This window comes from Ralstonia nicotianae (genome assembly GCF_018243235.1).
GTDB lineage: Bacteria > Pseudomonadota > Gammaproteobacteria > Burkholderiales > Burkholderiaceae > Ralstonia > Ralstonia nicotianae.
In genome coordinates this window covers 628541-642882 of sequence record NZ_CP046675.1, presented here as the reverse complement: position 1 = coordinate 642882, position 14342 = coordinate 628541, and the positions used below count along the sequence as shown (strand labels likewise).

The window sequence follows — 14342 nt, the reverse complement described above, 5'->3', positions numbered from 1 at the left end:
CGGAAAGCAATATAAGGCGCGCATAGTAGCGGCGACTTATCGAGACGGGAAGACTCTTCCTGTATTTCTGTGCATCATTATTCTTATATGTGTGTTAAGGTTGGCGAAGCGGCCGTGGTTGCTTGGTTTATTTGATATTAAGCACACACTTAATGGCAAGAAATCGGGTTTTGGGTGGGAGGGATAGCAATTGTGTCCGCAGGGTTTAATTGCGGCACATTGTGGTTTGCGTCTAAATAAAATGTCGTCGATTTGACGGAAAATTATCGTGATGTGTTAGTTGGAAACCGCGATTCGTTATTCGTTTTTCGCGGTAAAGTCGACACGATGTGGGATGATTCCGTTTCACGGACGGAGTCGGGGGCGGCGTTCAGGGGAGGGTCATGCGGATGACGTGCGGCCGGCCGTCGGCGCAGTGCGCGTGCGTCGAGGCTCGGGGGCGTCCGCGGTACGGCAGGACGGCCCGATGGCCGGTGTGCCGTCAGGTGGTGGCGGATGGGCTCGCGCCGGCGGCTTTCGTGTGGCAAAGCCTGGGCCGGACTGCCGCGGCGCACTGTGGAGAGCGTCAGGCCGCTTTCAATGCAACCAGGGGGGGGGGGCGGGTCGGAGGTTCGGCTCAGGGGCGCAGCGGACCGGGCGAGAGAATGGCGAGTGGCGTCAGTCGGGTTTGGGCTGCGTGCCCAATGTGCCTCCTGCGCTTGCGCCATCGGGACTCGGCTCCGGCTTGCGCTCATGCCAGACGCGGCGCGGGGCCGCGGCGCCGGCCATTGCGCGGAACCATGCCGCTTCCTGATGCTGTCGCGGCATGTCGTCCGGGGCTGCCGGCTCGCCGGTGAATGCGTCCGGCCAGTCGCTGGCGAGCCGGATCGCCTGACTCACGATCGGCGACACGGCAGTCTTGGCTGTTTCGCAGGATTCGACAAAGCGCTTCCAGTAGTCGATCGCCGGTCCTCCCAGATCGCCCTTGCTCGCGCTCGTCATCAGATAGGCCAACCGCTGAGGCGAGACACCTTCGCGGTCCTTGAACACGCTCGCCAGCGATTTGGCGCTGTCGGGATTGGTCACGAACACCAGCGCTTTGACCTTGGCGCCATCCGGCAGGGTGACCGGTCTGACGGCGCTGCTGTACATCAGGTTGGAGCGCGGCTTCTTGGGGGAGGGCGGCCTTGCCGGACCGGCGAGCCCGGCCGTTCCCGCCGGTGGGGTCGCCGGCACGGGGTGGATCAGGTCATTCTCGTCCAGTAGTTCCCGGCGGATGACACGGGCGAGCAGCTCTTCTGCGTTGCCGACCGGCAGCTTCAGGATGACCCCGTCCATGGCGCTTCCCTCGCTTTGGCTCAGGCCCGCCACGACACCGGGGTGTTGATGGTGGCCCCGATACCGGGTGCTCATCACGAAATCCAGGGCGTGATTGTCCAGCGAGGCCGGGACCCAGTCTTTTCCTTCGCGGACTTCATCCTGGCTGCGCTTGCCGAGTTCATGGAAATTCTTGTAGCGCAGCGACAGATAACCGAACACCGGTACGTAGTTGAGTCCCTTGCTTTGCACATCTTCGTAAAGGTCGTGCAGATCCTTCCCCAACTTCTCGACAACCGTTTCAGGAATGCCCGCCAGTTCCTCCGGTTTCAGGCGGGACAGCGGGTTCCAGTTCCCGGCGGCGCTCGGGACGGCGCTGGCGTGCACGGCGCGTTGCGGTACAGGCGCGAGCCGGCTGCCGAGCGTTTCGTTGGGCTTCGAAATGGCCGTCAGGCTGCGGTCGGCCAGCGGGAGAAGCGGTGCATGGGCGCGTCTCGGCGGCGAGCCGTTTTTCTTTCTGGGGGGCGCCGAGCTTCCATTGCTCAGGTCCGACCGTGCAACCGTCTTGGAGATGGCATTTGTCGAGATTCTTTCCATGGCTGGCACCGTCGATCGGGAAAGCGCGATTAAATCAATCCGCCACGATTCGGAAGCTCGATGGCGGCGAAAGCGGCGGCCCGGTGACGAAGTCACGAACGGCGCGGGCGAATATCGATATGTGTTTTTCGCGGTTTCTCGAAATGCCATTCCAGCTGCAATGGGATGGGCGCGAGGCCGCCTGCGAGCGGGCTTGACGGCTGGCCTCAGCGCGTTACGATGCGGCCCTGGCGGTCTCGTTTCGATGCATCGGATGCGTGCTGTTGCAGAGTATTTACGAAAATCTGCATTCAATATCTTTCAGGGGAACTCAAAACAGATTCCCGCTAGCATGATCGATCGAATGACAACACACGCCATGCAACGCATGACTTCTTATCGCGAGACTGCAACCACACACAACACGCTTTCTTCAAAAACCGACTGGGCCACTTTGCAGCGTACCCGCAATGTGAAGCGACATCTGTGGACGTCGCGCCCCTGGCGCAAATCCGTCGCAGGCCATTCCTACCTGCGCGCCGATGGCTACATCACCCGCATCGAAGCGGGATCGGCGGCGTGGCGCTTCGAAGTGCGGGCAATCGGGGCAACGGAGATCTGCCGCTGCGGCGACGGCTTCCGCTCCGTCGAGGCGGCCCGTCTGGCGGCATTTGATGCCATCACCGATCTGCTGCTGAAGCAGGCGGGCAGGCCTGCCAGCCTGTAACGCCAGTTACGCTTCATCGTCGGTATCCCGCAGTGAATCCGGTTGCGCTCGCCTGAGCGGCGGAACCCCGCATGGCGGGCCGGATTCCACCACCTTTCCGGACGAACGCGTGCGCTGCCGTCGACTTTCCCTACCGTGAGCCGAGGGTTGCCGCGCGCTGCTGCGGTCTCCTGTCGCCCGTCCGGTGCCCCATTCTTTCTGATTTGCCCGTGCCAATGACGGCGGATTGATGTGTTTTCATTTTTTCAATATTTTCCATAATTTGATTTTTATTTGATATTTTTTTCAAAAAGAGCGCTATGTATCGCTTTGGGGATTCCCCTCTAAAGCGTGGTTACATCAGGCCTTGCGTCACTGAAATAATGCGTGCCGGCAGAACATTGCGTTCTGCTTATTTCCCTTCAGGGTGTAGGCGGGTTCCGCGTCTACACCCTTTTTCTTTCAAGCTTCCCTAGGTATCACGCCCTTCTTCACACGCGAGAAGCCCGCGAGGGGCGGCGCGTGGCACGGGCTGCAAGCTCCTGCGTGCCGTCCGTTCAGTCTGACTTCCGTAAGCCAGACTTTTAAGAAATCGAATTCTGTATCGAATTGACGCTGCGCGTGCGAATAACGCACCCAACTGTAAAACGTATCCACTCCGAAGTAGGGAAACGAAATGAGCATAAAGCCGCCTGCCGGTATTGAAGCGTCACCAATTGCGGCCATACACTTTGCCACTCCCGACGAAGCGGTTGTGCAAGGCAACAATGCAACCGGATTCGATGGACGCGTTTCATCCAGGAGTCTTCAGGACGCATTCATGTTCGTAAGCATTCCGAATATCCGAAAAGCAGTCGTGTCGTTGAGCGTGGTGCCGTTGCTGGCCGCATGCGCATTTGCCCCGGGCATGCGGTTCGATCCGCAGCGCCCGCTGGATCCGGCCGACAACGCGTCGGTACCGAAGATCACGCCCATTACGCCCGATCTTGTGCGGGCCGGGCAGACGCAGGCACAGGTGCAGGCGTCGCACGAGAATGCCGATGTCGGGCCGTTGCTGGCAAAGGCAACGCCGTATCGCATCGGCACGGGCGACATCCTGTCGATCGTGGTCTGGGATCACCCCGAACTGGTGTTCCCGACGCAGACCTATTCGATCGGGTCCACATACGATCTTGCCAGCTTTGGCGGGGCACCCAGCGTGTCCGGCTATGTGGTCAGCACCGGTGGCGACATCCAGTTCCCCTATGCCGGCGTCATCAAGGTTGCAGGCAAGACCCAGAACGAAGTCCGCGACGAGATCTCGCGTGGCATTGCCCGGGTGGTGAAGGACCCGCAGGTCACGGTGCGGGTGCTGGCCTACCGCAGCCAGCGGGTCTACGTGGATGGCGAGGTCAAGACCCCCGGCCAGCAGAGCATCGACGACGTGCCGATGACCCTGGTCGAGGCGCTGAACCGCGCCGGCGGCATCAACACCACCACCGGGGACAACAGCCGGATCCGGCTGACCCGCGGCGGCAAGCAATGGACGCTGAGCATGCCCGCGCTGATGCAGCAGGGCATCGACCCGGCCAACATTCTGCTGCGCGGCGGCGACATCGTCCGCGTGGAGCAGCGCGAGGACAGCAAGGTCTTCGTGACCGGCGAAGTGGTCAGACCGTCGACCGTGCTGCCGCGCAACGGCAGGCTGACGCTGAGCGAAGCGCTGGGCGAGGCCGGGGGCGTCAGCCCGGTGTCGTCCGATCCGCGCAATGTCTACGTGATCCGCCGGGCCGCGGAGGGCGAGCCCCAGGTCTACCACCTGGATGCCAAGTCGCCCGTGGCGCTGGCGCTGGCCGAAGGCTTCGAGCTGAAACCGAAGGACGTGGTGTACGTGGATGCCGGCAGCCTGGTGCGCTGGAGCCGTGTGATCAACCTCTTGGTGCCGACCGCAACCCCGCTGATCGGGGCGGCCGCTGTCGCGAAATGATCAAGACCATTCTTGTCGTGTGTATCGGCAACATCTGCCGCAGTCCGATGGCGCAGGCGCTGCTGCGGCAGTCGCTGCCGGGCGTGAGCGTCATCTCGGCGGGCATCGGCGCGCTGTCGGGCTACCCGGCCGATCCGAGCGCCGTCGAGGTGATGGCCCACCACGGCATTGATATCTCCGAGCACCGCGCGCAGCAGCTCACCGGTTCGCTGGTCAGCCGTGCCGACCTGATCCTGGTGATGGACGGTGCGCAGAAGCAAGAGATCCAATCGCGCCACCCCGCCAAGACCGGCAGCGTGTTCCGGTTGGGCGAGATGGAGCAGTTCGATATCGCGGACCCGTACCGCAAGCAGCTGACCGCCTTCGAAGAGGCGCTCGAAATGATCCAGCGCGGTGTCGACGCCTGGGTGCCCCGCATACGGGCACTCGGTTGATCGAGTCCGGTTGATTGAACGCACGGAATACGACCCTGATGACGCAGAACCTCTCTCAGCCGCCAGCCGTCAACGCACCGGAAAGCGAGCTCGACCTCGTTCGCTACCTGGACGTTCTGGTGGCCAATCGCTGGCTGATCGCGGGCATTGCCGCGGTTGTCATGCTGCTCGGCGCGACCTATGCCTTCCTGGCTCGCCCGGTCTACGAGGCCGATGTCCTGGTGCAGGTGGAAGACAATCCCAACAGCGCCAAGAGCCTGCTGGGCGATGTGTCGAGCCTGTTCGATGTGAAGACCGATGCCAACGCCGAGATCGAGATCCTGCGATCGCGCATGGTGGTGGGCAAGGCGGTCGACAATCTGCATCTCTACATCACGGCCAAGCCGCACTACTTTCCGCTGATCGGCGCGTGGGTTGCCAGCCGGGCGAAGCAACTGTCCGAGCCCGGGCTGTTCGGCCTGGGCGGCTATACCTGGGGCACGGAGCTGATCGACGTGGACGGCTTCGATGTGCCGGAGGCGCTCGAGGGCCAGCCGTTCAAGCTGACCGCGCTGGGCAACGGGCGCTACCGGCTGGAAAACAAGAGCCTGGATACGCCCATCGAGGGCGTGGTCGGCGAGCCGCTCGAGGCGAAGCAGAGCGTCGGGACGATCCAGCTGCTGGTCAATACGCTGGCCGCCAAGGCCGGCGCCGCCTTCGAGCTGCAGCGCGACTCGCGGCTCAAGACGCTGGAGATGCTGCAGGACAAGCTCAAGATCTCCGAGAAGGGCAAGCAAAGCGGCATCATCGGCGCTTCGCTGGAAGGCAAGAATCCCGCGCTGACCGCTGCGATCATGAACCAGATCGCCACCGAGTACGTGGCCCAGAACATCAAGCGCAAGGCCGAAGAGGCGGAACGCTCGCTGGTCTTCCTGGATGGCCTGCTGCCGCAGCTCAAGCTGCAGCTCGAGCGCGCGGAAATGAAGTACAACGAGATGCGCAATCTGCGCGGGACCTTCGACCTGAGCGAAGAGGGCAAGGCGTTCCTGCAGGAGAGCGTGACCACCGAGACCAGCCTGCAGGAGCTCAAGCAGAAGCGCGCCGAGCTGCTGACCCGCTTTACCGCGAGCCATCCGGGCGTGCAGGCCATCGATCAGCAGATCGCGGTGATGAGCGGGAAGGTCGGGGCCATGACGCGCCGGCTCAAGTCGCTGCCCAACATCGAGCAGGACACCGTGCGGCTGATGCGCGACGTCCAGGTCGACAACGATCTTTACGTGAGCTTGCTCAACGACATGCAGCAGCTCAAGCTGGTCAAGGCCGGCAAGGTGGGCAACGTGCGCCTGGTCGACGGCGCCGCGGTGCCGGAAGAGCCGGTGAAGCCCAAGAAGCTGACGGTGACGGCGCTGGCCGGCGTGCTGGGGGTGGTGCTGGGCGTGGTGGCGGCGTTCGTGCGCAATACGCTGTTCGGCGGCATCACTGACCCGCAGGACATCGAGGAGCACACCGGGCTGAGCGTCTATGCCACCGTGCCGCTGTCGGATGTGCAGATCGACCTGAGCAGCCAGCTGACGACGCACAAGCGCGGCCAGTACCTGCTGGCCAGACGGGTGCCTGACGACCCGTCGATCGAAAGCCTGCGCAGTCTGCGCACCGCGCTGCAGTTCGCGATGCAGGACTCGGGCAACAACCTGGTGGTGCTGACCGGGCCGACCCCGGGGGTGGGCAAGTCCTTCGTGTCCGCCAACCTGGCCGCGGTCATCGCGACCGGCGGCAAGCGGGTCCTGCTGGTGGACGCCGACATGCGCAAGGGCTACCTGCACCAGTATTTCGGCAAGGACCGCAAGCCCGGCCTGCTGGATCTGCTGGCGGGCGACCGCTCGATCGAGCAGGTGGTGCATCGCGAGGTCGTCCCCGGGCTGGACTTCATCGCGACGGGCCTGTTCCCGCACAACCCGTCCGAGCTGCTGCTCAATCCGCGCATGGTCGAGCTGATGGATACCTTCCGCGCGCAGTACGACCTGGTGCTGATCGATACGCCGCCGGTGCTGGCCGTGACCGATACCGCCATCCTGGCCGCGCGCGCCGGAACGGTGCTGATGGTCACCCGCTTCGAGCGCAGCACGCTGGGCGAGATCCGCGAGACGATCAAGCAGCTTCAGCACGCCAATGTCGAGGTCCGGGGCGTGGTGTTCAACGCGCTCGACCCCAATACCTATCGCTATGGATACGGCTCGCGTTACGGGCGCTACCGCTACGTGCAGTACGGGTACACGAGCAAGCCATCGGCGGAGGCCGAGGCCGAATCCGCGTAGCGGCTGCAGCGCGGCGAACCGATCGCCGCCAGGGATTGCGAATCAGGAGGGGAATGGCGGTTGACAGCCGCCGGTTGAAGTCGCCGCCGCAGCGCTGCCCACATCGGGCAGCGCTGCTGGTGTGTGAGTTCAGTCACGCATCCGTACCGCAGAACGATGGGCCGGAGGCAAGGAGAGTCGCGCCGCGCGCGGGCCGATCCGGGCCGCGGCCGGCGCAAGCGCGGAGTCGGTGGATCACACTATGAAAAAAGTCCTGGTTGTATTCGGTACGCGGCCGGAAGCCATCAAGATGGCGCCGCTGGTCAAGGCGCTGCAGGCCGATACGTCGATGCAGTGCGGTGTGTGCGTGACGGCCCAGCACCGGGAGATGCTCGACCAGGTGCTGCGCCTGTTCGACATCCGCCCGGACTATGACCTCAACGTCATGAAGCCGGGACAGGACCTGTACGAGCTCACCAGCAATATCCTGACGGGCGTGAAGTCCGTGCTGGAGTCGTTCGCGCCCGATCTGGTGTTGGTGCACGGCGATACCAGCACGACGCTGGCGACCACGCTCGCCGCCTACTACAAGCAGGTGCCGGTCGGGCATATCGAGGCCGGCCTGCGGACCGGCAACCTCTACTCGCCCTGGCCGGAGGAGGCCAACCGCAAGGTCACCGGGTCGTTGGCGGCCCTGCACTTCGCGCCCACCGAGCGCTCGCGCCGCAACCTGCTCAATGAAGGCGTGCCGGCCGACGCGGTGGTCGTGACCGGCAACACCGTCATCGACGCGCTACTGTCGGTGCGGCAGCGCCTGCAGACCGACACCGCCCTGTGCCGGCATACCGCCAGCCTGATCCCGTATCGCATCGGCGAGCGCCGCATCGTGCTGGTGACCGGCCACCGGCGCGAGAGCTTCGGTGACGGCTTCGAGCGCATCTGCGAGGCCCTGGCCAGCATCGCGCGTGCGCATCCGGATGTCGACATCGTCTATCCCGTGCACCTGAATCCCAATGTGCGCGAGCCGGTGGGCCGCCTGCTCAAGGGCATCGACAACATCCACCTGATCGAGCCGCTGGACTACCTGCCGTTCGTCTACCTGATGGACAAGGCCCACATCATCCTGACCGATTCGGGCGGCATCCAGGAGGAAGCGCCGTCGCTGGGCAAGCCCGTGCTGGTCATGCGCGACACCACCGAGCGGCCCGAGGCCGTCGAGGCCGGCACCGTCAGGCTGGTCGGCACCTCGGTCGATGCGCTGGTCGACAGCGCGACCACGCTGCTGAACGACGACTCCGCCTACGAGGCCATGAGCCGCGCACACAACCCTTACGGCGATGGTGCTGCCAGTGCGCGCATCACCCGCGCCATCCAAGCTTATTTCGCCTGATTCCGCCTGAACCGAGAGCAACCGACATGGATAGAGCAATCGATATCGACTTCCGCACCATCTCCGTGGTGGGCCTGGGATACATCGGCCTGCCGACCGCGACGGTGCTCGCCTCGCGCCAGCGCGAGGTGATCGGCGTGGACATCAACCAGCACGCCGTGGACACCATCAACCAGGGCCGCATCCACATCGTCGAGCCGGACCTCGACATGCTGGTGCGCGCGGCGGTCTCGCAGGGCTACCTGCGCGCCACCACCGAGCCCGAGCCGGCGGACGCCTTCCTGATCGCGGTGCCGACCCCGTTTCTGGACAACAAGCAGCCCGACCTGTCGTACATCGAGGCCGCGGCCAGGGCCATCGCGCCGGTGCTCAAGCGCGGTGACCTGGTGGTGCTGGAATCCACTTCGCCGGTGGGCGCCACCGAGCAGCTCTCGGACTGGCTCTCGGCGCAGCGGCCGGACCTGTCGTTCCCGCATCAGCAGGGCGAAGAGTCCGATATCCGCGTGGCGCATTGCCCGGAGCGCGTGCTGCCGGGGCATGTGTTGCGCGAGCTGGTCGAGAACGACCGCATCATCGGCGGCATGACGCCCAAGTGCAGCGAAGCGGCGCAACGGCTGTACGAGCTGTTCGTGCGCGGCCGCTGCATCGTGACCGATGCGCGCACGGCCGAGATGTGCAAGCTGACGGAGAACGCATTCCGCGACGTCAACATTGCCTTCGCCAATGAGCTGTCGATGATCTGTGATGAGATCGGCGTCAACGTGTGGGAGCTGATCAGCGTGGCGAACCGCCATCCGCGCGTCAACATCCTGCAGCCGGGCCCCGGCGTAGGCGGGCATTGCATCGCCGTCGACCCCTGGTTCATTGTCGATGCGGCGCCGGAGAGCGCGCGCCTGATCCGCACCGCGCGCGAGGTCAACGATGCCAAGCCGCACTATGTGCTGGACCGCGTCAAGCAGGCGGCGCGCCGGTTCAAGGAGCCGGTCATCGCGTGCTTCGGCCTGTCGTTCAAGGCCAATATCGACGATCTGCGCGAGAGTCCGGCGATCGAAATCGTGCAGACCATGGTGCAGCAGCAGCTGGGCACGGTGCTGGTGGTCGAGCCGCATATCAAGGTGCTGCCGGCTGCGCTGCAGGGTGTCGAACTGCTGAACGCGGAGGCCGCGCTCAGCCGCGCGGACATCGTCGTGCTGCTGGTGGACCACCAGCAGTTCCGCAAGCTGGATACGGACCGGCTGCAGTCGCGCGTGGTCATCGACACGCGCGGCATGTGGTCGGCCAAACGCATTGCCGCCTGAGCCACGGACTCCATGCAGAAGACCGCTCCGCGCCCGCCGTCCGCGCGCATCTCGTTTCTCAGTGCCTCCGTGCTGGGGCTGGGCGCAGCGGTCGCGAGCCGGGGCGCGGTCTTCCTGGCCAACATCATGCTCGCGCATTCGCTCACCGTGCATGATTTCGGCCTGTTTTCGTATGCCTACGTGACCGCGCTGAATCTGGGCCTGTTCCTGGCGACGGGCGTCTCGCAGGCCGCCGGCCACGTGCTTCCTCTGACCGAGGATCCCGAACGCAGGCGCAGGCAGCTGTGCGCTTTCATCGTGCTGCTCGTCGCGCTCATTGCCGTCGCGGCGACGGCGCTGTATCTGTCGGCCACGTCGATCTCGATCGCGGCGTTCGGATCGGCGCAGGGCGGCGAGGCGCTGAGGATGGCCGCCATCGTCCTGATCGCGACCGCGTTCACGCAGGCGCTGCAGGCCTTTCTGTACGCGATGCACGAGCACCGCGCCAGCGCTTCGGTTTCCATCGGCGCGGCGCTGCTGCTGCTGGCGATGCTGTGGACGATGGGGCCGATCCGGCAGCCGGTGGTGGCGCTCGTCATCTTTCTGGCGATCAACGCGGGCGCGGCCGCGAGCCAGCTGGTGATCCTGGGGCGCACGACGCAGAATCAGCGCGGCCCGTGGCGGACCGGGCGCCAGGAGCTGCGGCTTGCCTTCAAGCATGCGCTGCCGTCGGTGCTGACGACCTCGATGGGGGCACCGGTCCACTGGATCTGCCTGTCCATGCTCGCGGCGATGACCGACGGCGCGCACCAGCTCGCGCTGTTCTCGGTGGCGTTCCAGTGGTACATCGCCATCACCTTCATCCCGGCAACGCTGGGGAATCTGGCCCTCCCGTTCCTTGCCCGGAATACGGGCGCGACGGAGGCCATGGTCCGGCAGCGGTTCCGATCGGCGCTGCTGTTCGGCGGCGGGCTGTCGTTGGCGCTGGGGTGCATGGCGTTCCTGCTGGCCGGGCAGATCTTTGCGTGGCTTTATCCAGCCGCGTACGGCAGCGCTGCGGCCAGCATGCGCTCGCTGGCGGTGGCGGCCGCGCTGTGCGGGATCAGCGTGCTGCTGCAGCAGCGGATCGCGGCGGCAGGCAAGTTCTGGCGCAATTTCGCAATGGCGGCCGTGTACTCGGTCATCTACGTTGCCGCGGCCTACCTGGCGCTGCGTCTCGGGTACGGCGCCCCGTCGATCGGCCTGGCCATGTCGGCCGCCTATTGCTGCCTGATCCTGTTCCAGACGCTGACGCTGCAATCCGACAGCGGTGCCGCCATCCGGCTCGGACGAAGTTTCTCCTGACCGGACCGGCCGCCCGAGCGAGCGAAACCCTCTGCCGTCAGCACCTGCCTGACAACCCGAAACCCTGATCGATGCAATGAAGTACAGCGCGCCTATTCGACTGAATACCCTCGGTGCGATCGCGTCCCAGCATGGGGTGCTGGTCGTCATCGGCATGCTGCTGGTCGTGCCGATGGCCTTTCCGCTGCTCCCCATCATCGCGACGTACTGCGCCGCGATCTTCGTGATCCTGCTTCCGCTCGGGCGGCTGCAGCACGTGCTGGCCACGGCTTCGTCGGTGGCGTTCGCGTGGCTGCTGACCCTGCGCAATCCGTCCAAGGGCCTGGTGGAGGCCGGCCTGGGCGACGACGCATTGCACTACATGAATGCGTTCTACGAGTTCCAGCAGGCCTACTGCTGCGGCCCGCTGGATGTTCTCAAGACGGGCATCCGGAGCGCCGGCGGCGGCGAGCCGGTCTTCTGGTTCCTCTCGTATTCCGTGGCCAAGCTGTTCGATACGCCGCTGCTGGTCTGGGCGGTCCTGATCTTCATCTCGCTGATGCTGGCCTGGTTTGCGATCTACCGCTGCAGCGAACGGTTTGCCTATGTCGTGTTCGTGTCCTACCTGTCGACCATCACGCTGTATGCCCTGCAGGGTTCGGCCATCCGGCAGGCGGTCGCGGCCGGCCTGGTGATGATCGCGCTGGATCTGCTGATCCGCAGGAAGCTGGTGTCGGCGGCCGGCGTCGGCCTGATCGCGGCGGGCACGCACAGCAGTGCCGCCGTGGTGCTGCTGGCCTGCGCTGTCGTGGTGCTGTTCCTGTCCAGGGATTACGGGATGCTCGCGCGGCGATCGTCCGGGCTGGGCCGCGTGGGCCGGCTGATCGTGCTGCTGGCGCTGGCGGCGGCGGGGGCGGTCTTCGGGTCGGCGGAATTCGTTATGTCGAAGATCCAGGCGCGCTTGTCGGAGAGCCAGACCGGATCGGCCTGGGAGCTCCAGCTCGCGGTCGAAGCCGTGCTGGCATGCCTGTTCGCGTGGCTGCTCAGGATCAAGCTGCCGCGCGAAGAAAAAATGGCCTTTCTGCTTTTCGTCGTGGTTTGCTTTTCGACAAGCCTTTTCGCACCGGCGGTGGGCGCGAGACTGTTTCGGTATACCTATTGTTTTTACATTGTCTATTTATGCGCGTTCTTCTTTGCTCGGCAGGGCGAAAGCCTGGGGCAGAAGAAGACGCTGGCATCACTGTTGTTGCTGGCTTCCTTTGGGTGGGCCATTTTCATCGTGAGTGCCAGATACCAGGGGCTGTTTGTTTCCGGTGGCGTCATCGACCACTTCCTGGCCGGTCCGTTTTTTTAAAGCAACCGATCTCCGCTCGACGAAGAAGCGGAGGTTCCGGAAACAGACGATTGCATTGTTCAAGGTAAGCCCATGAGTCTATTGATCAATCTCATTCCCCTGGAGGCTGGCGGCGGCCTGCAGAATGCGTGCAGCTTTCTGCTGGCCGCGCCGCTCGGCCGCGATTGCGAGGTGCATGCGCGCCGGTTGAAGTCCATCCAGTCGGCATTGGCCAAGCGCGAGATTCCGCTCAGAGCCATTCCGCACGGCGCGATGTACCGGCTGCGCGCGGAGTGGGGCATCGCCCGCAAGGGCGACGGCAAGCAGGTGTGCTTCACGCTGTTCGGGCCGCCGCCTGTGTTCAGCAAGGGGCGCCTGATCAATGTGGTCGGCTGCGCCTACGCGAACCTGTTCTATCCGGAGCTCGACTTCTGGAGCAACCACAAGGGGCTGGCCCGGCTGAAGAAGACGGTGATCGACTGGTACCGGAGATGGGGCATCGCCCGCGCCGACTACTGGATCTTCGAGACGGACGCCATTGCGCGGCGGGCGATCGAGCGGTTCTCGTTTCCGCCCGATCGCGTGTTCGTGGTGCGCATGGCGCCCAGCCGGCTGGTGCTGGAATCGGTGACGACGCGCACCTTTCCGGAACTGCCGCCGGATCGCTTCCTGACGCTCTATCTGGCGGGGCCGCATCCCAACAAGCGGATCGGCGCGCTGATCGACGTTGCCTTGGCGCTGCATGCACGGGCGGATACCCGCTTCTGCTTCGTCCTGACCCTGCCGCCCGACGCCCCGCAGACGCGGCTGCTGATGGAGCGCATTGCCCGCTACGGCCTGGAGCGCTATTTCGTCAACGTGGGCACGGTCAAGCCGGAGCACGCCGGTGCGCTGATCCGGCGCTGCCACGCCATGTGCAACCTGGCGCGGCTGGAAAGCTTCAGCAGCAACTTCGTTGAGGCCTGGGCGATGCGCAAGCCGCTGCTGGTCACGGATGCGGACTGGTCCAGGGCCTCGTGCGCGGACGGCGCGGTCTATGTGCATCCGGAGCGGCCGCAGACCATCGTCGCGGCCCTGCAGCGGCTGCACGAGGACAAGGATTTCTATGCGTCGCTCGTCGCGCGCGGCGCCGGCGTGCTGGACACCTACCCGTCGGCCGAACAGAAGGCGGAGCACTACCTGGAGATCATCCGCCGCCGGGATCTGACGAGCTACCGCGGGCCCTCGGTCTGGCGCAAGCGGGCGGCGCAGCCATGAAGTATTTCGCCGTGGTGGTGTTCGAGTCGGTCATGCGGCTGCTGTTTGCGCTGCCGCGCTTCCGCCTGGCCAATGCGCTCAAGAGCGGCTTCCTGCGGCTGTGCGGCGCGAGCATCGGCCGGCGGGTGGTGTTTTATCCGGGCGTCTGGATCTGCACCGGCCGCAATCTGCGCGTCGGCGATCACGTGGATTTCGCGCTGGACGTGCTGGTGACCTCCGACGGCGGCGTGCGCATCGGCGACCGCACGCTGATCGGGTACCGCTCCCAGATCCTGTCGAGCAACCACGCGATCCCGGCGGGGCGCGGCCGCATCTTCGGGGCCGGCCATGTCCGCAAGCCGGTGGAGATCGGCACGGACGTATGGATCGGCGCGAACTGCGTGATTCTCCCCGGCGTGACCATCGGGGACGGCGCGGTGGTGGCCGCCGGCAGCATCGTCACCAAGGATGTGCCTGCTTATAGCGTGGTCGGCGGGTGTCCGGCCACACCCATCAAGATGAGGGACTAGTC

The 14342-nt window shown here is 64.8% G+C and carries 11 protein-coding genes; 10 read left to right on the top strand and 1 reads right to left on the bottom strand.

What is annotated here, in order from left to right; genetic code table 11:
* Positions 1-657: 657 nt before the first annotated feature.
* Positions 658-1893 (bottom strand): gamma-glutamylcyclotransferase, encoded by a 1236-nt coding sequence (locus GO999_RS19130; RefSeq protein WP_249215117.1) that lies wholly within the window; start codon positions 1891-1893, stop codon positions 658-660.
* Here GO999_RS19130 and GO999_RS24835 point away from each other — a divergent pair.
* From GO999_RS24835 to GO999_RS19080, 10 genes are all read left to right on the top strand, one after another.
* Positions 1892-2599, top strand: coding sequence for a hypothetical protein (locus tag GO999_RS24835; protein WP_225891708.1), 708 nt, complete (start codon positions 1892-1894; stop codon positions 2597-2599). The genes GO999_RS19130 and GO999_RS24835 overlap by 2 nt on opposite strands.
* Positions 2600-3398: 799 nt before the next feature.
* Positions 3399-4544: a polysaccharide biosynthesis/export family protein gene (locus GO999_RS19120; RefSeq protein WP_011004310.1), complete on the top strand. Its 1146-nt coding sequence runs from the start codon at positions 3399-3401 to the stop codon at positions 4542-4544.
* Positions 4541-4978: a low molecular weight protein-tyrosine-phosphatase gene (locus GO999_RS19115; protein WP_011004309.1), complete on the top strand. Its 438-nt coding sequence runs from the start codon at positions 4541-4543 to the stop codon at positions 4976-4978. The genes GO999_RS19120 and GO999_RS19115 overlap by 4 nt, the downstream gene beginning before the upstream one ends.
* 38 nt (positions 4979-5016) lie before the next feature.
* Positions 5017-7272 (top strand): succinoglycan biosynthesis protein ExoP, encoded by a 2256-nt coding sequence (locus GO999_RS19110; RefSeq protein WP_016724774.1) that lies wholly within the window; start codon positions 5017-5019, stop codon positions 7270-7272.
* A 241-nt stretch (positions 7273-7513) separates the two neighbouring features.
* On the top strand, positions 7514-8641 hold the full coding sequence (gene wecB / locus GO999_RS19105; RefSeq protein WP_016724775.1) for a non-hydrolyzing UDP-N-acetylglucosamine 2-epimerase: 1128 nt from the start codon (positions 7514-7516) through the stop codon (positions 8639-8641).
* 26 nt (positions 8642-8667) lie between these two features.
* Positions 8668-9939 carry a UDP-N-acetyl-D-mannosamine dehydrogenase gene (wecC, locus tag GO999_RS19100; RefSeq protein ID WP_011004306.1) on the top strand — a complete coding sequence of 424 codons (1272 nt, stop codon included), beginning with the start codon at positions 8668-8670 and terminating at the stop codon, positions 9937-9939.
* Positions 9940-9951: 12 nt separating this feature from the next.
* Positions 9952-11262, top strand: coding sequence for an MATE family efflux transporter (locus GO999_RS19095; RefSeq protein ID WP_016724776.1), 1311 nt, complete (start codon positions 9952-9954; stop codon positions 11260-11262).
* A 76-nt stretch (positions 11263-11338) separates the two neighbouring features.
* Positions 11339-12595 (top strand): EpsG family protein, encoded by a 1257-nt coding sequence (locus tag GO999_RS19090; RefSeq protein ID WP_071013128.1) that lies wholly within the window; start codon positions 11339-11341, stop codon positions 12593-12595.
* 72 nt (positions 12596-12667) lie between these two features.
* Entirely contained in the window at positions 12668-13831 is a 1164-nt protein-coding gene (locus tag GO999_RS19085) for a glycosyltransferase family 4 protein (protein ID WP_011004303.1), read from the top strand.
* Complete coding sequence (locus tag GO999_RS19080) at positions 13828-14340, top strand: acyltransferase (RefSeq protein ID WP_011004302.1); 513 nt, start codon at positions 13828-13830, stop codon at positions 14338-14340. The genes GO999_RS19085 and GO999_RS19080 overlap by 4 nt, the downstream gene beginning before the upstream one ends.
* The last annotated feature ends 2 nt before the right edge of the window (positions 14341-14342 follow it).